Annotated in this window: 14 protein-coding genes, 1 tRNA gene and 2 pseudogenes; 5 read left to right on the top strand and 12 right to left on the bottom strand. The window is 60.7% G+C overall.

Annotated features, from left to right (window positions below):
- Positions 1 to 579 precede the first annotated feature (579 nt).
- The 3 genes and pseudogenes from HYG82_RS21725 to HYG82_RS44530 all read left to right on the top strand — a co-directional run.
- Positions 580 to 1,044: a hypothetical protein gene (locus tag HYG82_RS21725; RefSeq protein WP_425495415.1), complete on the top strand. Its 465-nt coding sequence runs from the start codon at positions 580 to 582 to the stop codon at positions 1,042 to 1,044.
- Positions 929 to 2,014: pseudogene (locus HYG82_RS44535) on the top strand (PAS domain-containing protein); the annotation flags it as partial. The gene HYG82_RS21725 and the pseudogene HYG82_RS44535, both read left to right, overlap by 116 nt.
- Positions 2,015 to 2,088: 74 nt before the next feature.
- Positions 2,089 to 2,823 (top strand): annotated as a pseudogene (locus HYG82_RS44530) (sensor histidine kinase); the annotation flags it as partial.
- Between the two features lie 206 nt (positions 2,824 to 3,029).
- Here HYG82_RS44530 and HYG82_RS21715 read toward each other — a convergent pair.
- Positions 3,030 to 3,103, bottom strand: a tRNA-Lys gene (locus HYG82_RS21715).
- A 163-nt stretch (positions 3,104 to 3,266) separates the two neighbouring features.
- Here HYG82_RS21715 and HYG82_RS21710 point away from each other — a divergent pair.
- On the top strand, positions 3,267 to 4,727 hold the full coding sequence (locus HYG82_RS21710; protein WP_179259243.1) for a DHH family phosphoesterase: 1,461 nt from the start codon (positions 3,267 to 3,269) through the stop codon (positions 4,725 to 4,727).
- 413 nt (positions 4,728 to 5,140) lie between these two features.
- On the opposite strand, the gene HYG82_RS21705 is transcribed toward HYG82_RS21710, so the two are convergent.
- The 10 genes from HYG82_RS21705 to HYG82_RS21660 all read right to left on the bottom strand — a co-directional run bounded on the left by HYG82_RS21705 (position 5,141) and on the right by HYG82_RS21660 (position 15,266).
- Positions 5,141 to 5,434, bottom strand: coding sequence for a PRC-barrel domain-containing protein (locus HYG82_RS21705; RefSeq protein WP_179259242.1), 294 nt, complete (start codon positions 5,432 to 5,434; stop codon positions 5,141 to 5,143).
- Positions 5,435 to 5,542: 108 nt separating this feature from the next.
- A complete protein-coding gene (locus tag HYG82_RS21700) occupies positions 5,543 to 6,682 on the bottom strand; it encodes a phosphotransacetylase family protein (RefSeq protein WP_179259241.1) in 1,140 nt (379 codons plus the stop codon).
- Complete coding sequence (locus HYG82_RS21695; RefSeq protein WP_179259240.1) at positions 6,679 to 8,775, bottom strand: acetate--CoA ligase family protein; 2,097 nt, start codon at positions 8,773 to 8,775, stop codon at positions 6,679 to 6,681. The genes HYG82_RS21700 and HYG82_RS21695 overlap by 4 nt, the downstream gene beginning before the upstream one ends.
- Before the next feature lie 97 nt (positions 8,776 to 8,872).
- Entirely contained in the window at positions 8,873 to 9,271 is a 399-nt protein-coding gene (locus HYG82_RS21690) for a hypothetical protein (RefSeq protein WP_179259239.1), read from the bottom strand.
- Between the two features lie 133 nt (positions 9,272 to 9,404).
- Positions 9,405 to 10,424 (bottom strand): metal ABC transporter permease, encoded by a 1,020-nt coding sequence (locus HYG82_RS21685; protein ID WP_179259238.1) that lies wholly within the window; start codon positions 10,422 to 10,424, stop codon positions 9,405 to 9,407.
- Positions 10,424 to 11,161 carry a metal ABC transporter ATP-binding protein gene (locus tag HYG82_RS21680; protein WP_179259237.1) on the bottom strand — a complete coding sequence of 246 codons (738 nt, stop codon included), beginning with the start codon at positions 11,159 to 11,161 and terminating at the stop codon, positions 10,424 to 10,426. The genes HYG82_RS21685 and HYG82_RS21680 overlap by 1 nt, the downstream gene beginning before the upstream one ends.
- On the bottom strand, positions 11,158 to 12,219 hold the full coding sequence (locus HYG82_RS21675) for a metal ABC transporter substrate-binding protein (protein WP_179259236.1): 1,062 nt from the start codon (positions 12,217 to 12,219) through the stop codon (positions 11,158 to 11,160). Before HYG82_RS21675 ends, HYG82_RS21680 begins: the two co-directional genes overlap by 4 nt.
- Positions 12,220 to 12,394: 175 nt before the next feature.
- Positions 12,395 to 12,817 carry a DUF7988 family protein gene (locus HYG82_RS21670; protein ID WP_179259235.1) on the bottom strand — a complete coding sequence of 141 codons (423 nt, stop codon included), beginning with the start codon at positions 12,815 to 12,817 and terminating at the stop codon, positions 12,395 to 12,397.
- A 147-nt stretch (positions 12,818 to 12,964) separates the two neighbouring features.
- Entirely contained in the window at positions 12,965 to 14,158 is a 1,194-nt protein-coding gene (locus tag HYG82_RS21665) for a YhjD/YihY/BrkB family envelope integrity protein (protein ID WP_179259234.1), read from the bottom strand.
- Positions 14,159 to 14,297: 139 nt separating this feature from the next.
- On the bottom strand, positions 14,298 to 15,266 hold the full coding sequence (locus HYG82_RS21660) for a carbohydrate kinase family protein (RefSeq protein WP_179259233.1): 969 nt from the start codon (positions 15,264 to 15,266) through the stop codon (positions 14,298 to 14,300).
- 170 nt (positions 15,267 to 15,436) lie between these two features.
- On the opposite strand from HYG82_RS21660, the gene HYG82_RS21655 reads away from it, so the two are divergent.
- The gene (locus tag HYG82_RS21655; protein WP_179259232.1) at positions 15,437 to 16,687 is read left to right on the top strand and encodes an RNA-guided endonuclease InsQ/TnpB family protein; all 1,251 of its coding nucleotides are present in this window, start codon (positions 15,437 to 15,439) and stop codon (positions 16,685 to 16,687) included.
- 209 nt (positions 16,688 to 16,896) lie between these two features.
- Here HYG82_RS21655 and HYG82_RS21650 read toward each other — a convergent pair whose 3' ends face one another.
- Positions 16,897 to 18,366 carry an aldehyde dehydrogenase family protein gene (locus tag HYG82_RS21650; RefSeq protein ID WP_179259231.1) on the bottom strand — a complete coding sequence of 490 codons (1,470 nt, stop codon included), beginning with the start codon at positions 18,364 to 18,366 and terminating at the stop codon, positions 16,897 to 16,899.
- Between the last annotated feature and the right edge of the window lie 101 nt (positions 18,367 to 18,467).

The following is an 18,467-nucleotide window of genomic DNA, read 5'->3' as shown; positions in this document are numbered from 1 at the left end:
GACCCATCACAGCGCGACACCCTACTTTTTCCTGACCCGGGAGGTGTCACTGAAATCTAATATAGATGATATCGCTCATTACACAGGTTTATTGATAGTCTGGTTCTTGGCATAGGAATAAAACAAACGAAGTGGGTTTGCTGAACCAGCACTGTTTTTACAGGCAACAGGAAGGTCGATAGATATTCCATTAACTGTTTGACCTGTATTCAGCATGGCCCTATCACCGTCTCCTCTATTTGACCTAACTCGCAGCGTTACGTTCGCAGGTCTACTTATCGGCAACTCCAGCACGAATTGCTTGGAATAAACGATGTCGGTTTGCTGTATCCATCCTCTGTATTCAGCATGCCGCTCTTAACAGTGATCTGGTAGTTCGGTTAATTGCTACTGAATACAGGGCTCGAATGAGGCATCACGAGGGAATCAGCAACGACTCCGTGATGGGAGCCAGTCACAGATCGTCCGTATCCCGCACAACGAAGGCATCTGTGCACTAATTTTCGCGCATCCAACGTGGAAGACGATTAAGTGCCAACCAACGTAAGATCCATAATACTTTCTCTCAAAAAGGGGCTAATGGTTCCTCGGAGACGCCTGCTGTCTGCTATCGGTGCGAGATACATCATCGGTCTTCTCGGCACCCTATTCGTTGCGGTTGCGGTCGGATTTGCGATCGTTGAGAGTGATCACCCTCACTACCATGTGAATATTCTTGTCCTTTTGATGATGATGATTGTCGTCCCCGGGGTCATCCTCGTATACGGTGCATATTGGCTCGCACGCGACGATATCGATCCCGACTTCTATCCACGTATTGCTGGCTGGTGTCTCGCCGGCTTCGGCGTCATGGCCTTCCTCCTCGTTGTCTACCACCTCCAGCCCGGCGAAAGCGTTTCCATGAGATCGACGCCGATTCTGACCGCACATGCCAGCGTTGCAGGCTTGGGCGTGGGGATCAACGACGGGCAATGCGAGAACGCGGACGTACGAACTCGAAACTCGCAACCAGCAACTCGAACGCTATCGGGAGTACACGGATGACGTACTGACCGCGATCCACGACGTTTTCTACGTGCTCGAAACTGATGGGACGCTCCACTGCTGGAACGACAGTCTCTGTGAGGTAACAGGCTACGAGGATTCGGAAATCACGTCGATGCCCGTGCTGGAGTTCTTCGACGAGAGCGATCACGACCGGGTCGCTGATGCAATCGAGGAAGGATTCGAAACGGGGAATGCACAGGTTGAAGCGGAGTTGCTCACCAAGGACGGTGCCTCCATCCCGTACGAGTTCGTGGCGTCAACGCTCGTCGGTCCGGACGGCGAGACAGTGTTGGCGGGCATCGGACGAGAAGTCACTGAACGGAAGCGACGTGAACGAGAACTGACCCGCTTCGAAACGATCGTCAAAACGAGTCCGATTGGCATTATGATCGCCGACAGTGACGGAGAGTTGCAGTTCGCCAACGACCGCGCCGAGGAGATTTACGGGCTGAGCAAAGAGCAAATCAACAACCTCCGCTTCGACGATTCCGACTGGAACCAAGTCTCCATCGACGGCGAACCCCTCCTGGATGACGAGAAACCCATCTCGCAGATTCTGGAGTCCGGATAATCGGTGTTCGATCATCTCAGTGGCGTGTCTCGTCCGGATGGGAAGCGCGTCTGGATCTCTGTTAACGGGGCGCCGGTCTACGACGACAGCGGAGCGTTCGACAGTGCCGTGTTCACCACCGAAGACATCACCGGCCGATTAGAGCGGGAACGAGAGCTCGAACAGTACGAAACGGTCGTCGAAACGGCTCACGATGGTATCTACGTCTTCGACGAGGAGCGACGGTTCGAACTCGTTAACGAGTCGTTTGTCGATCTGACCTCGCTTTCCCGATCGGAGTTACTGGGTCAACACGCCTCGACGGTGTTCGGCGACGAGTTCGCGTCCATCGAGGCCGAACAGTGGGAGCGTGCGACGCCGGATGAACTCCCGTCATTCGAGGAGACGATCTACGCTGGCCCGAACGAGACCCGAACGGTCGAGAACCGGTTTGTCCTTCTGGACGAGGATGCGCGAGAACGCGCGTCGGCGTCATCAGAGACGTCACGGAACGCGAGGAGTATCGCCGAAAGCTGGAGGAGTCAAACGAACGGCTGGAACAGTTCGCGTACGCCGCCAGTCACGACCTCCAGGAGCCGCTGCGGATGGTCACGAGCTACCTCCAGTTGCTCGAGCGGCGCTACGGCGACGAACTCGACGAGGATGCCGAGGAGTTCATCGACTACGCGGTTGATGGTGCCGAACGGATGCGGGAGATGATTGACGGGCTGCTCGAATACGCCCGCGTCGAAACGCGAGGCGACCCGCTCGAACCGGTCGAGTTGAACGAGGTGCTCGACGACGTGCGCACCGACCTCCAGTTGCAGATCGAAGAGTCCGACGCCCGTATCGAGGTTGGCTCGCTCCCGCAGGTCAGCGGGGACGAGGGACAGCTCTGTCAGGTGTTCCAGAACTTGGTGGCGAACGCGATCGAATACAGCGGCGACGAACCGCCCCGGGTTGCCGTCTCGGCGGAGCGAAATGGATCGATGTGGCGCATCTCGGTTCACGACGAGGGTATCGGCATCGACTCGGATGAGACCGATCGCGTCTTCGAGGTGTTTCAACGCCTCCACAGCCACGACGAGTTCGAAGGAACGGGCATCGGACTGGCGCTCTGTCGGCGAATCGTTGAGCGCCACGGCGGCGGGATCTGGGTCGACTCCAAACCCGGTGAGGGATCGACGTTCTCGTTCACGCTGCCCAAAACGTCTCATCACGAGTAAACGACTCGCAGAAAGCCGGTCAGCGCAGGCTCGGCCCTACGCCTGCTTGCGATTCTTCCGTACTCCGCACGCGTAAGAGAGGTAGCGGGCCGGGCGCGATTTGACCACACGGTCACACGGTCGCTCGCTCCGCTCGCGCTGCGTGTTCCCTGCGATTCAAATCGCGGTAGCCGCTTCGCTCCTCACGTCCGTATTCGGAGCAGAAGCGGGCCGGGCGCGATTTGAACACGCGACCGTCTGATTAAGAGTCAGACGCTCTGCCGGACTGAGCTACCGGCCCTTCACCTCCGACTTTCCCTCGGTCGTTAAAATACGTTTCCCTTGTGGACTCCCGTGGCAGCTATCCACGCACCAAATTTCCGGCTGGAAGTCGTTCTCTTTTCCCGTCAGTCTGTGCTACTCTTCGGGAGCGTTAAGTGCAACCGGTCCGACCACTCGGGCATATGAGCACGGGGGTTACGATTTCGTCGATCTCTGACTACGCTATTTTGGGCTGTGGGAGCGTGGGCTACGCCGTCGCGGAGGAGCTCGTCGAACAGGGCAAAGACGTCCTGATCATCGACCGCGACGAAAACCGGGTCGAATCGCTCAGAGATCAGGATCTCGATGCCCGGACGTCCGATATCCGTGAACCCGGAGTCGCCGAGTTAGTTGCCGACCGCGACGTCGTCCTCATCCTCGCCTCCGACGTCGAGTCGAACAAACAGGCCGTCGAACACATCCGCGATAGCACCACCAACCAGTTCGTCGTCGCCCGAGCGAGCGACCCCGTCTCCGGTGACGAACTCTCCGAACTCGGGGCCGATATCGTCATCAACCCTTCCTCGGTCATCGCCGAATCGGCCCTCCGAGCACTCGAGTCCGGCGAACTCGAGTACAACGCGGGCAAACTCGCGGATATCGTCGAAGACACGACCACGCGGCTGGCCATCGTCACCCAGGACAGCCCGGATCCGGATTCGATCGCCAGTGCGGCAGCATTACAGGCGGTCGCGAACCATCTCGGAATCGAATCCGACATCATTTACCTCGGCGAGGTCGGTCACCAGGAGAACCGGGCGTTCGTCAATTTGCTCGGGATCGACCTCGTCCAGTGGGACGAAATCGAAGATCATTCGGTATACGACACCGTCGCACTGGTCGATCACGCGACCTCGAACGACATGGAACTCCCGGTCGACATCGTCATCGATCACCTCGAAACGGAGTCGGAAACAGAGACGGAGTTCGAACCCGAGTTCGTCGACATTCGGCCGAACATGTCCTCGACGTCGACGATCATGACGAAGTACATCCAGGAGTTCGATATGAACGTCTCCGAGGAGGTCGCCACAGCCTTGCTCTACGGTATCCGAGCCGAGACCCTGGATTTCAAACGCGACACTACCCCCGCCGATCTCACTGCCGCGGCCTACCTCTATCCGTTCGCGAACCACGACACGTTAGAGCAAGTCGAGTCGCCGTCGATGTCCCCCGAGACGTTAGACGTCCTCGCGGAAGCGATAACGAATCGCGGCGTTCAGGGCAGCCACCTCGTTTCTAACGCCGGGTTCGTCCGCGACCGCGAGGCGCTAACACAGGCTGCCAGCCACCTCCTGAACCTCGAGGGAGTCACGACGACTGCGGTCTTCGGAATCGCGAACGAAACGATCTTCCTCGCCGGCCGTTCGAAAGACATCCGCATCAACATCGGCAAAGTGCTCGACGACGCGTACGGCGACATCGGCGAGACGGCCGGCCACTCGACGCAAGCGAGCGCGGAGATCCCACTCGGCATTTTCACGGGAATCGAAATCTCGGAGGACACGCGGGATACGTTGCTCGAGTTGACCGAAGAAGCGGTCAAGCGGACGCTGTTCGATGCGATGGGTGTCGAGGGCGGTGAGGGATCGAACGGCGGTTGATTCGTGGGTACTGTCAGCCGAATACTACTGTTTCATCGATAACGGCTAGAACGGTCAGCCCGAAAACGAGAGTAAGACCGATCGTTACCCCGATAACTATAGTGTCTCCCAGAGTTGACGGAACAACGTGAACGCTCCATAAAGATCCAATTATTACTCCAAGAAGCGCCAAGATTGGTGACCCTCTGTAGACATACCATTTATTATTCCACGATTTCACATCATTTCGGAGTGATTTTTTCTTTAATGAGGTAGCCACATAATATAGGATATAATTATTTGTGATGGCGAGAAGTTATAGCTTACGCACATTTAGTATGTTAGCGGCGACCGAAGAAGCGGTCAAGCGGACGCTGTTCGATGCGATGGGTGTCGAGGGCGGCGAGGGATCGAACGGCGGTTAGGGACGGAATTCAGACCAGGAGTTCGTCCTCTTCTTCGTCGGGTTCGCGAACGCGTTCGACGACGTCGTTGATGAGGATTATATCGCCGACGGACCGGACCCAGCGGTAGGGAACGATGATGCCCTGCCCGCTGCGGGCTTCGTCCGCGAACAGTTCGACGTTTAGATTCGCGAGTGCAAGACCGGTGACGGCTTCGCTGTCGATGTTCAGCCGAAGGTCTTCGACCTCGCCCACGAAAACGCCGTTGTTCGAGTACACCTCGCGGCCGACGAGAGACGTGATCTCTTGCGGAGTGTCGTCCATGACTTGACCCACGCGTGGCGGACTCTTAATTCTTAGTCAGACGTGACAGTCACGCAGCGACTAGCGTATCGATGAGTGTGTGCGATCGCCAAAATATCGATTCAGACCCTAGCCAAGAATCGAGTCGACGGCGGCGTGGTCGGACAACAGCTGTTGCATCCGATCGACGGTGGCGGCGTCTCGAGTTCGACCGCTCCGGACGATATCCTCCGCGCGCTCGACGGTCGCGAGCGTGTCCGTCTGGACCGCGAGAATCGGAACGCCCTTCTTGCTGGCCTGACCGAGAATCGCACCCGAGGGCCGGTGGCCGCCGGTGAGGATGAGACAGCGAACGCCGGGCGCTTCCAGCGCCGCGGTGTGGATCTCCGCCCGGTCGCCGCCGGTGATGACGGCGGCGTCTTTCGTCCGCCGGAACCGACGCAGAGCGCTGTCCGCCCCCATCGCGCCGACGGTGAACCGTTCGACGTAGGCATCCCGTCCGGCCTCGACGAGCATCGAACCGCCGAGTTCGTCCGCAAGTTCTCCGACAGTCACGCCAGATAACTCCCGTTCGCTCGGAAGGACGCCGTGGACCGGGATTTCATGTGCCTCGAGAAACGGAATAACGTCCGTTTCGAGCCGATCGTAGGCCGCGTCGGACACGTCGTTGAACACGATCCCGTCGAGCCGGTCGCCAAAGGTCCGTGCGGCGGCGAGGATGTCGTCTACGTCCCCGGGGACGTCGTACGATGCGACCAGCAGAACGCGCGCGTCGATGATGTCTGCGATGTCTGCGTCTGCGAGGTCGACGATGCCGCCCAGGGTGTACCGCCCGCCGCCTTCGACGAACATTCGGTCGCGATCCGCAGCGAGGGTCCCGTACGCGTCGCGGATGCGCTCGCGGAGCTCGGCGGGTTCTTCGCGTCCGCGGAGCGCCTCTTCGATGAACGTTGGCGAGTAGACGACCGGTTCGAGGTCGTGCATCTCGGCCTCGAGTTCGAGCAATTCGCGGGCGAGCAGCGGGTCCTCGTCCAGCGTTTTCCCGACGTTGCTCTGGAGTCTGGTCCCTTTCGGTTTCATGTAGCCGACGCTGTCGCCCTCGGCTGCGGCGAGGCGGGCGAGTGCCAGCGTAATTCCGGTTTTTCCGGTACTCGGTTCGAGCGAGCTGACGAGCAACGCGTCGGGTTCAGTGTCGGTATCGCCGTCGGTAGCTGTGGTGGCATCGCTGTCAGCGTCCGTGGATTCGGGGTCTGTATCGGTCTCGGTCATAGTTTCTCCGTGTCGACGGTGAGTCGTAGATCGATCGCCTGTACGCCCTCCGGTCCCGCAACGAGCGGGTTGACGTCGAGTTCGAGGATCGCCGGGAAATCGGTCACCAGCTGTGAGAGTCGCTGGATCGTCTCGACGACGCGCTCTATGTCCGCCGGCTCGCGGCCGCGAGCGCCGCGCAACAGTGGTGCGGCCGTGATTTCGTCGACCATCTCGCGGGCTTCGTCCTCCCCGATGGGCGCGACGCGAATCGACGTATCTTCGAGTATTTCGACGAAGATGCCACCGAGTCCGAACAACAGCAGCGGACCAAACTGCGGGTCGCGGTTCATTCCGACGATCGTTTCGGTCGCGGATTCGAGGTCGAGCATCTCCTGGACTTGCACGCCCACGATAGTCGCGTCTGGCTGGTAGGTACGCGCTCGGGAAACGACGTCCTCGTAGGCGTCGTACACCTCGTCGTCGGGGACACCGACTTTGACGCCGCCGATGTCGGATTTGTGGGAGATGTCCGGGCTGACGATCTTCAGAACGACGTCGCCATCGATCGATTCGGCTACCTCCCGCGCTCGGGCGGGGTCGTCGACTATTTCGCCGGTCGGCGTCGGTATTCCGTAGGCCTCCAGCAGGTCCATCGATTCGATTCCGAGCCGGTTGTCGTCGCGGCGCTTTGCCCGTCCCAGGACGTCCCTGGCGCGCCGGCGATCGACGTCGAACGTCGTCGGCTCGGCGACCGGTTGCGCTCGAATCTCACGGAAGCGAGCGAGTGCATCGAGTCCCGTCACCGCTCGTGATGGATCGAAATAGTTCGGAACCCCCGATTTTCGCAGCGTTTTCTCGGCCCCCGCCGTCCGTCTGCCGCCCATCAGGCAGGTGACGACCGGCGTGTCGTGATCCTCGAGGGATTCGATCACGGTCTCGGCGAGTTCGTCGTAGGACAGCACCGCTGTCGGCGCTGCGACGATGACTGCGCTTCCGACAGCTGGATCGTCGAGTGCGATCTCCAGCGCTTCGGCGAAGCGCTCGACGTCGGCGTCGCCGATCGCGTCGATCGGGTTGTAGACGTTGGCCTCGTCGGGCATCGCCGCTGCCAGCGCAGCTATCGTTTGATCGGTGAAGTTGGCCATCTCGAGCGTCGAGTCGCCGACCGCGTCAGTCGTAAGGACTCCCGGCCCGCCCGCGTTGGTCACGACGGCGACGCCGTCTGTTTCGGGTTCCGGAAGCCCCGAAAGCGCTCGCGCGGAGTCGAACAGTTCCTGGACTGAATGGGCTCTGAGGACACCAGCTTGGTCGAGTCCGGCCTCGTACGCTCGTTCGCTGCCCGCGATTGCACCGGTGTGGGAAGAAGCGGCTTGCGCACCGGCATCCGTTCGGCCCGACTTGACGAGAACGACCGGGGTATCGTCGGTTACCTCGCGCGCGGCGTCGACGAATTCCCGGCCGTCGGCGATGTCTTCGAGATAGCCGATGATGACGTCGGTCGCGGGATCATCGCCCCACTCGCGGACGAAGTCCGTCTCGTCAAGGACGGTCTTGTTGCCGAGCGAGACGACGTCCTGAAAGCCGATGCCCTGTTCGTTGGCCCAGTCCAGGACGGCGGTGATGAACGCTCCTGACTGGCTCATAAAGGAGATCGAGCCCTCGAGGGCGCTCTCCGGGCCGAACGTTGCGTTCATCCCGTTCGGCGTGGCCATGAGTCCAAGGCTATTGGGCCCAACGACGTTGAGGTCGTTTTCCTCGGCGATCTCGCGGAGCTGCCGTTCGCGATCAGCGCCTTCGCTCCCCGTCTCGGAGAAGCCGGCGGTGATGATGACGACGTTCTCGGTGCCCGCCTCGGCGAGATCGCGGATCGATTCGAGTACGATCTCGGGCGGGACGACGACAACCGCCAGATCGATCGGCGGTGCACTCGACGCGTCCGGATAACACTCGATCCCGAGGACCTCCTCTCGCGACGGGTTTATTGGAACGACCGTCCCTGTGAATTCGTCTCGCAGGTTCTCGAGGATCGCCCGCCCGACTGCACCGTCACGGTCGGTTGCGCCGACCACAGCGACGGTTTCGGGATCGAAGAGTTCGGATAACCGTCCCATCGTTCTCTGCTTGAGCGAGTAGGATGTTAAGCGTACGGCGTGTTCCCGCGACCCTGACCAATCGACGGGAATCAGGGTGTGGACCGACGCGGCGGTCTCACTCGACTGAGCGGGAATTCGAATCGGATACCGGGTCTCCACGCGTTCCACGAGAGAACGCGCCGAACACCGCACCGATGCCGAAACAGAACAGTAGTCCTCCGTACAGCAGGAGATGGACCGGGCTGTCGGGGCCGATGACGCGCTCGATGAGCGCCATTCCGATACCGTAGGCGAGCAACCCCCCGATCGCGAGTTCGGAGAGCGACCATCCGAGGACCGTGACGGCACCCAGGCCGACGACCGCGGCCAGCAGGCCGACGAGCGTCAGGGAGATCGGTTCACCGACGATGCGTGAAACTTGTACCCAGTAGACGTGTCCCGGTGGCCAGAGGACGTATCCCGCAACGAACGCGAGGAGACCGCTCGCGAGTGCCGACGTCGGTCGAATGCCCATACTCGAATGTTGGCACTCGAACGTGTAATCGCGTCGGTTGGCGGCAGGCTTCGCCGACGGTTCCGTCAGTCGGAATGTCCAGCCGGTAGTCGATACCGTCGCCGTGGTCCGGAGCGCAGTATCCTCGAGCGAATCAGTGCGTCGAAATCGCCGTCGTCGATCGGCCGGAGGCGAACACCGCGAGCAGGTAGCAAGCGATGGCGACGACGACGATCGAGCCGCCGGTCGGGAGCCCCTGAGAGATGGAAATGACGAAGCCGCCGATAACCGCCGCCTGCCCGAACAGAATCGACAAATAGAGCGTCTCTCGAAAGCTGTGGGCGATCTGGGTCGCTGCGGCGACTGGGACGACGAGCATCGCGGCGACGAGGATCACGCCGAGGATCTGCATCGCACCGACGACCACGACGGCAGTCATGACGACCAGCAGGGTGTTGTACCAGGTCACGTTGAGCCGCGCAACTCGAGCGGCCTGCTCGTCGAACGTGATGAACAGGAACTGTTTGTAGGTCGCGACGATGACGCCGACGACGACGACGCTGATGACGGCCATCAACCGCGCGCCCGACGGCGTGACGACGGAGATGCTGCCGAAGATGTAGTCCTCGACCGCGATCCCGGTCATCCCGCGGCCGTAGCTGATGACCAGCGTGCCGACGGCGAAGCTGCCGGTCAACATGATCGCGATCGGGACGTCGCCGTACGTGTCGGTCCGTTCGGCCAGCCACTGAACGCCGAGTGCGCCGAGAATGCCCACGATCAGTGCGACGAGCATCAACGAACCGTTCCAACCGGTCCTCGCGCTCACTAGCAGGCCGACCGCAACCCCGGCGAACGCCGTGTGTGCCAGCGTTTCACCGATCAGGGCCATCTCGCGGTGGACGAGGTACGTCCCGACCAGCGGTGCGACGACGCCGATCAGGATTCCCGTCGCGATCGAGCGCCACATGAACGGGTGGTAGAACACGTTCGTCCCGAGATAGTAATCCGCCCACCAGCCCGCGATTCGAGCCTGGTCGTACAGTTCGCCGACGATGGGGACCGCCCGCAGCGCGTCGACGACGAGCAGGCAGATCATCGCCAGTGCGAGGACTGCAGTCAGGCCGATACCGGCGTACTCGAGTCGTCGGCGGAGAGAGACGTTTCGACTCATCAGTGGTGGTGGTGGACGACCTGTCCCGTCGCGCCGTAGGCTTCGGTCAGCGCGTCGCTTTCGACGAACGATTCTGTATCGCCGTGGTGGTACAGCTCCGTATTGATGCAGGCGATCCGGGTCGCCCGATCTGTGACGACGCCGATGTCGTGTTCGATCAGGATGATCGTGATTCCGTCGTCGTTGAGCGACTCGAGTAGCTGGTAAAACTCGTCTCGGGATTCGGCGTCGACGCCGACGGTCGGCTCGTCGAGCGCCAGCAGGTCTGCTTCGGAGGCGAGCGCGCGTGCGATGTAGACACGCTGGCGCTGGCCGCCCGAGAGCCGGTTGATCTGGCGGTCACCGAGGTCTGCGATGCCGACTGTCTCGAGGGCGTCGTTCACCGCGGCTCGGTCATCGTCGGTCAGCCGGCCGTGGCCCGCGTGGGCGAAACGGCCCATAGTGGCGGCTTCGCGGACGGTAACCGGCATCGAACCGCCGCGGTTGGTCGCTTGCTGAGAGACGTAGCCGATTCGTTCGCCGTCCTCGAATTCGGAAACGGGCTCTCCGAACAGCTCTATCGACCCGCTATCGGGACTGCGCAGGCCGAGCATGAGATAGAGGAGTGTGGTTTTGCCCGAGCCGTTGGGCCCGACCAATCCCAGAAAGTCGCCTTCTGTGACCGTCAGCGAGACGTCTTTGACGGCTGGCTGCTCGCCATAGGCGAACGTCACGTGCTCGAGGTCGACGATCGTCACTGTGCGTCTAGTGCCTCTCTGAACGCGGGAACGTTTATTTCTTGCATCTGATCGACGTACCCCCAGTCTTTCTGCTGCCACTTTGCGAGCGTTCCTGACAGGTGCGTGATCGGCATGGCGTCCGTTGCATCGGTATCGCGAAGGATGGTGTTGACGAGCGTCGGGTACTGCCCGTCGCGGTCTTCGAAGGGGCTGTAGAGAATCGTCTCGATTCCTTCACTCTCGATCAGATCGATGGTCGCCGAGATATCACCTTGGCTCGGCTCCGACTGCGGGGAGACCCCAATCGGCGTGTGAAGCTCGAACCCGTATCGCTCCTGCAGATAGGTAAACGAATCGTGACCGGCGAAGACGGCGACGGTCCGGTCGGCTGTCTCTATCAACGCTTCGAACTGTTCGTCGAGTTTCTCGAGGTCGGTTGCGAACGCGGAAGCGTTGTCCCGGTACGTCTGGGCATTGTCCGGGTCGGCGTCGGCCAGTCCCGCGGAGATGGTCTCGACGATTTCCCGTGCGAGCACCGGGTCAAGCCAGACGTGTGGATCGATGGACGACTCGTCGTGATCGTTCGATCCGTTTTCCGCCTCGGGGTCGTGTGAGTCCGTATCGTTTTCGTCATCGTTGTCGGTGTCCTCGGATCCGTGATCGTGTCCACTCGCGTCGACTTGGTGATCCCAGTCGAGTAATTGGTCGTCCAGTCCGGCCAACCCATCGATCACTGCAACTGTGTCGTAATCGGCCTCGAGCGTCGCTGCGATGTCCTGCGCCCACGAGAATTCGGGCGTGTCGAAGTAGACGAAAACCCCCGTATCGGCTATTTCGCGCGTGAGGTCACCACCGGGCGACCAACCGTGGCCGGCCTGTCCGGTTCCGACCGGATTCTCGAAGTCGATCTCGTTTCCGCCGATCTGCTGTGCCCAGTCCCAGAGCGTAAAGAAGGCGGCGTAGCCCGCGTCGATCTCCGTTTGGGAAACGCGGACGTCGTCGAGACAGCCAGCAAAGGCTCCGGCAGCGATCGCACCGGCTCCACGCGTGACCAGTGCGCGTCGTGACAGCGTCATGTACGAGAATTAGGTTCCCGGAGTATAAGAGTTATTATCTCAGAGAGGGATGTTATTAACATCCTGCTTCCTCAACCAGGGTTGTTAACAACAGCTGCCGATATAGCCACCTGAATTGCTAGTGCTGTTGCTGTCGGTTCCCAGATGTAATCGTTGTGAAAAGAAAGACCACACCTCATTCGAGCGACACGGTCAGTCGGACGCCGTCGCGTCGGCGATAGGCTGGCGGCTTACCGGGGTCGGAATCGCGAACGACATCGAAGGCATCGAACCGGATGACGAGCCGACCGGGATCGATCGTCGCCCGGAGAACGGGCCCGCGACTGGTCACGACGACGTAGGGCGGTGCGGGAACGGGATTCGCCCGCAGTTGGGAATCCGTCGCAGAAACAACATCGACTAGAACGCCCGGTAGCGCACCGAGTATCCCGGATTCCTCGAGTGAACGGTGGAGACCGCCGACGATCGCCTCGCGGTTGGTCGTTCGAGCGGTATCCCAGGGCTCGATAATCGCGTCGGCGCAGGCGTCGATTCCGTCGACGACTGACGCATGCTCCGCCTGAATATGGCGCCGAGCGGTTCGAACTGGATGGGACACGGTTTTCGGTGGAACGGGCACTCACTAAGATGTCCCGAATCGAAGCGAGATCAGCGATTCGAACTCCTATCGGAGCAATCAGTCGTATCCGTTACTCAGTCGCCGGACGACGGCGATCGATCGTCCATCCAAGATGCCGAGACCTTATCATTTACGGCGAGGCGGGCGCCCTTCGTTTCGGCGGTCGATAGTACCGATCGTTACCGACCGAACCCCAGTCAGAATTGCACCAACCCGTTGGCGCCACGACGAGCCATGGCGCGCCTCGAGTTCGCGTCGGAGACGGTTGGTTTCCGCCTCGAGTGCACCGTTTTCCGATTCGAGTCGATCGATCCTCGCTTCGAGTTCGTCGACGGTATCCTCGAGTCGATAGCGACGGGTCCGCTGGGCGTCGCGATCGTGTTGCAACTGATCGCGTTCTCGCCGCAGATTCGTTGCTCGCTCCTCGAGCAGTTCGCGTTCGCGCTCCGACGAATCGACGAACTGCCCGCGGTTTTCGTCCTGAGGAATGCCCTCGAGTGTCTCGTCGCTCTCGCTTATCTCGTCGGACTCGATCTCGATATGACCCGAGTGAGTCGCATTAATGACGGCCCCCACGAGCAGAATGAGCCCGCCGAAGTACAGCCAGGTCAGCAAGAGGAGGACGGCCCCGATCGGTCCCGCCGAGTCGGAGCTGCTCGAGAGAGCGACGTAGATCTGAAATAGTGCCTGGAGGGCTGCCCAGCCGCTGGCTGCGACGATCACGCCCGGCAGCACTTCTCTCACGGAGACGTCCACGTCCGGGAAGAGGTAGTACATCGGAAAGAAGGCGATCGATAATCCACCGACGAGCAACAGCGGGTTCAGTAGTCCGATGAAGAGACTGGACGGGAAGAACGCGAAAACGGCCGTCGTCACGCCGGCGGCGATCAACGCGACACCGATCGTTCCGAAGACGACGGCGCCGTCGCGCAACTGGTCGACCAGGGAGTTCTCTTCGGTCGACGTGTATATCTCCGAAAATGCGGTGTCGAGCCCGCGGAAGATCTTCAGCGACCCCCAGACGAGCGCGACGAGCCCGATGAGCGACGTTCCGACGCTGCCGGTCGACCCCTCGATCCCGTTCTCGAGTATGATCTGTCCGCTTTCGGGGAGAAACCCCTCGGTCATGGACGACACCTGCGTCGCAAGCGCGTCGTCGCCGACGAACGAAACCAGAAAGAAAAGGAGGACGAGCAGCGGGATCAACGAGACGAACGCCTGATAGGCGATGCTTGCGGCCATGAACGTCACATTTTTCTCCTGAATCCCAACGATCACCGACTTCACGAACGATCTCGGTCCGCGCTCGGACAGTGACATACGCCATCGTCAGCCACAGGCTCGGATAGCGGTCCGGCTTGCAGCCACCTGTCCGTGTTCCGGCCCACCTTCGGGTTCTACAGTCGACCTGTCTCGATTCTTCGTCCCGAATCGGTCGCTTCCGCCCGGCACTGCTCGACTATTTCGACCGCGACTCCTCGAGCAACGCCGTCACAGCGTCACGCGTTGGCAGGGCCGTCATCGCCCCTGACGCGGTAGTCGACATCGCCGCGACCGCGTTCGCGAACGCGACGGTTTCCGTCAGGTTCGTGCCGTCTCGTAGGGCGTCGATTACGCCGGCGACGAAGGCGTCCCCGGCACCCGTCGTGTCTATCGTCTCAACCTCGAATCCTGAATGCTCGACCACCGTCGCAGGCCACGGTGCCTCGTCGCCTGCGACGGCGACTGCGCCGTCGCTTCCCTGGGTCACGAACACGGTGTGAATCGATCCGCGATCGAGCACCGCTCGAGCAATCGCCTTCGGTGACCCTCCCGTGAAGCCAAGCGCCTCGAGTTCCGCGACCGTCGCGAGACAGATGTCGACGTGAGCGAGAGCGTCACCAACCACGTTGGGAAACGCGGCCTCGTCGGGCCACAATTCGGGCCGCAGGTTCGGATCGAACGAGACCGTACAGCCTGCAGCCGCCGCGCGCTCGAGCAACTCGAGTATCGCGGTGCGCGACGAGCCACTCGAAAGGGTCACGCCGCCGGCGTGGACCCACTCACAGGCAGCCAGGGTCCCATCGTCGATCCGGCCAGGTTCGAGGCGTGTATCTGCGGTATCGTGCCGATAGAAGCTGAACTCGCGATCGCCGATTTCGTCGTGGGAGACGAACGCAAGCGTCGTCTTCGCATCCTCATCGCGTTCGATCCACCGGTCTGAGAGACCGCACTCGACGAGCGATCGCTCGAGATACCGGCCGAACGGATCGTCACCGACGCGGGTCCAGAACAGCGGTGGGCGCTCGAGCCGTGTGAGTGAGACGGCGACGTTCGCCGGTGCACCGCCGGGCCGTCGTTCGAAGGTGGCGACGTCCTCGAGCGGGCCGGTTTGGTGGGGAAGGAAGTCGATGAGCGTCTCGCCGGCGACGAGTACGTCGTGTTCCATGGGCGACGTCCGATCGCGGATAAGTTAGGCCTATCTTTCCTCAAGGAGAGAATCCCGCCGTTTACGGCGGGAGTGAATCCGACACTTCTCACACAAACCACCGTCGATGGCACGGTGGATATTCAACGCTAATCCGTATCATTAAGTAACTCTACCTACATAGGCTATGTATGGTGATTCAGGCCACTCGTACCTTCGTTGGCTCCATTCAGAACCACCGGCAGGTCTGCGATGGCCTTGACTCGCTCGGAGATTCCGCCTCGAAAATCTGGAACGTCGCACGCTGGACTGTCGACCGCATATGGGACGAAATCGGTAAAATCCCGGACGAAGGTCCGCTCAAATCGTATATGAAGGACCAAGCGTGCTGGAAAGACCTGAATGCACAATCCAGTCAGAAAGTCATCGAAGAACTTTCCGACGCTTTCCAGTCATGGTTCGACCTGCGACACAAAGACGACAAGGCGAATCCCCCCGGCTACCGCAAACACGGCGACACCCGACCCCGAAGTACGGTCACGTTCAAAGCAGACGGCTTCAAACACGACCCCGGGAACAATCGAGTCAGACTCAGTAAGGGGAAGAACCTCAAAGAACACTTCTCGGACTTCATCCTCTGTGAGTACCAGACTCATCCCGACGTAGACCTTTCAGAAGTCAATAAAGTACAGAACGTTCGCGCGGTCTGGAACGGCGACGAGTGGGAACTACACTTTGTCTGCAAAGTCAGTCTCGAAACGAACGACTCAGCAGGCGACGAAGTGGCTGGTATTGACCTCGGTATCACGAATATCGCCACGGTCGCGTTCCCTGACGAGTACGTCCTGTATCCCGGCAACTCACTCAAGCAGGACAAGCACTGCTTCAAACGTGCCGAGTACGACACTGAGGGCGAAAACGGCCCGTCCGAGAAGTCGATGTGGGCGCGTCGCAAACTCACAGACCGTGAGACACACTTCTACCATACGCTTGCAGACACCATCATCACGGAGTGTGTGGAACGCAGTGTTGGCACGCTCGCGGTGAGTTGGCCTGAGAACATTCGAGAGTCCGACTGGGGGAAGACTGGAAACAAAAAACTCCACACATGGGCGTTCGACCGTATCTACCAGTACCTCGAATACAAAGGCGAAAAACGTGGTGTTGAGGTGTCGAAGGAGAACGAGTGGGACACCTCAAAGACCTGCTCGAAGTGTGGTGACGACACGAAGTCCAACCGCAAACATCGTGGGTTGTACGTCTGCTCGTCGTGCGGGTTAGTCGGAAACGCGGATTGCAACGGGGCAGAGAATATGCGACAGAAGATAACTCCGAGTCCTCACGGTGAGGATAGGAGTAACGGCTGTGTGGCACAGCCGTCGGTACACTTGTTCGACCGCGAGAGCGGGATGTTTCACACGAGAGAACAAGCCGTGTCGTAAACCAGCAAATATCCCACCTGCGGTACGGGAAGCCCCGTCGTCGTCGGGCTCTGCCCGACTGCCTGAGGGATCTTCGATCCCGCTCCGTTTACGGCGAGGAGGATGTCACCTCTACATCCGGTCCGTTCAGTATCGATCGGTCGATGGATAAGCAACACCGCTTGAGAGAAACGGAGACGGGAATCGAACCGGCGGTCGTCCGTCGTCGATCAGAGAATGATGCTTTTCTCGCGCATCATCGCGTGGATCGAGGCATCCAGGCCCTCGCGGCCGATTCCAGAGTCCTCGTTGCCGCCGAATGGGATGTCGCCGAGGCCGTGGCTTGGTGCGCCGTTGATCCGGACCGCACCGGCGTCGATTCGCTCTGCCATCCGCATTGCACGCCCGTGGTCGTTCGTAAAGACCGCGGCGTCGAGCGCGAGATCGGAGCCGTTTGCGATCTCGAGGGCTTCGTCCTCGTCCTCGAAGGTGGTAATCGCCGCGACGGGACCGAACTGCTCTTCGTCGACGATTCGAGCGTCGTGAGGGACATTTGCGAGCAACGTCGGCTCGAAGAACTGGTCGCCGAGGTCGTCCGGAACGCCCTCCGGAGCGCGGCGTTTGCCTCCGCGGACGAGAGTGGCCCCCTTCTCTACGGCGTCGTCGACCAACTCGGCGACCCAGTCGGCCTGTTCCTCGCTGATGAGCGGGCCGAAGCCGGTTTTCTCGTCGAAGAGGTCGCCCGCCTGCCAGGCATCCATCTGGTCGTCGATCAACTCGACGAGTTCGTCGTGGACGGGTTCGTGGGCGAGTACGCGCGAAATCGCGGAGCATCGCTGTCCTGCGTACTTGAACGATCCCTTGGCGCAGTTGCCTGCGACGTCGGTAAGGTCTGCATCGTCGAACACGACAGCCGGGGCGTTCCCGCCCAGTTCCATATGAAGATTGACCATTCCGCTTTCGCGGGCGACGTGTTTCCCCGCCCCCGATGAACCGGTCATGGCGATTGCGTTGACGCGGTCGTCGCCCGCCAGTACGTCGCCGATATCGCTTGCCTGGCCGGGGATGAAGTTGAATGCACCGTCCGGGATTCCATCCACGCTGGCGATGACGTCGGCGAGGATCGAGGCTGAGACGGGCGTCTTCGTCGCGGGCTTGAGAAGGACGCTGTTGCCGGCCGCGAGTGCGGGCGCAACCTGCAAAGCCGTCGTCGCCAGCGGATAGTTGTACGGTGTAATACAGAGGACGGCACCGATCGGTTCGTGTTTGACGATGGCCTGCCACCCCTCGTGGCCAGCCGTCGAACCTTCGCGATACTCGCCCTTGCTTACGACGTTCCGAGCTTCCTCGGCCGCTCGGTCGAATCGTTCTGCTGCCTGAGCAACCTCGCCGCGGGCCGACGAGATCGGTTTGCCCGCTTCGCGAACGATGACCTCCGCAAGTTCTTCCTCGCGCTCGCGAAGTCCCGCTGCGATCGCTTCGCACCATGCTGCCCGCTCGACGACCGTCGTCTGGCGCATCGTCGGTTTGATCTCGTGTGCCGCCTCGAGCGCCGTTCGCGCCTCCGCCGGTCCTGCCGCGGCAACCTGCGCGAAGGTCCCGCCCTCGGCGAGGTCAGAGACCGCGAGCGCATCTTCGGTCTCGAGCCACTCACCATCGACGTACATCCGTTCTCTCCGTTGGGCGATTCTTGTTGCCATACACACCCCTTAGATCCCCACACTGAAAATGTTTACTCGAGGTTGAAAAAACAACGGCAGCGGAGACAGTGGTATACAGTAACACATGAACACGTCAAGCG

The organism is Natrinema halophilum, assembly GCF_013402815.2.
GTDB classification, from domain to species: Archaea; Halobacteriota; Halobacteria; order Halobacteriales; family Natrialbaceae; genus Natrinema; species Natrinema halophilum.
The sequence above is the reverse complement of the archived record's forward strand: the minus strand, read 5'-3'. Positions and strand labels throughout refer to the sequence as shown.

Excerpts from the sequence above, each read along its gene's own strand:
- HYG82_RS21725 (WP_425495415.1), top strand. The coding sequence starts at position 580 with ATGGTTCCTCGGAGACGCCTGCTGTCTGCTATCGGTGCGAGATACATC.
- HYG82_RS21710 (WP_179259243.1), top strand. The coding sequence starts at position 3,267 with ATGAGCACGGGGGTTACGATTTCGTCGATCTCTGACTACGCTATTTTG.
- HYG82_RS21705 (WP_179259242.1), bottom strand. The coding sequence starts at position 5,434 with ATGGACGACACTCCGCAAGAGATCACGTCTCTCGTCGGCCGCGAGGTG.
- HYG82_RS21700 (WP_179259241.1), bottom strand. The coding sequence starts at position 6,682 with ATGACCGAGACCGATACAGACCCCGAATCCACGGACGCTGACAGCGAT.
- HYG82_RS21695 (WP_179259240.1), bottom strand. The coding sequence starts at position 8,775 with ATGGGACGGTTATCCGAACTCTTCGATCCCGAAACCGTCGCTGTGGTC.
- HYG82_RS21690 (WP_179259239.1), bottom strand. The coding sequence starts at position 9,271 with ATGGGCATTCGACCGACGTCGGCACTCGCGAGCGGTCTCCTCGCGTTC.
- HYG82_RS21685 (WP_179259238.1), bottom strand. The coding sequence starts at position 10,424 with ATGAGTCGAAACGTCTCTCTCCGCCGACGACTCGAGTACGCCGGTATC.
- HYG82_RS21675 (WP_179259236.1), bottom strand. The coding sequence starts at position 12,219 with ATGACGCTGTCACGACGCGCACTGGTCACGCGTGGAGCCGGTGCGATC.
- HYG82_RS21665 (WP_179259234.1), bottom strand. The coding sequence starts at position 14,158 with ATGTCACTGTCCGAGCGCGGACCGAGATCGTTCGTGAAGTCGGTGATC.
- HYG82_RS21660 (WP_179259233.1), bottom strand. The coding sequence starts at position 15,266 with ATGGAACACGACGTACTCGTCGCCGGCGAGACGCTCATCGACTTCCTT.
- HYG82_RS21655 (WP_179259232.1), top strand. The coding sequence starts at position 15,437 with ATGGTGATTCAGGCCACTCGTACCTTCGTTGGCTCCATTCAGAACCAC.
- HYG82_RS21650 (WP_179259231.1), bottom strand. The coding sequence starts at position 18,366 with ATGGCAACAAGAATCGCCCAACGGAGAGAACGGATGTACGTCGATGGT.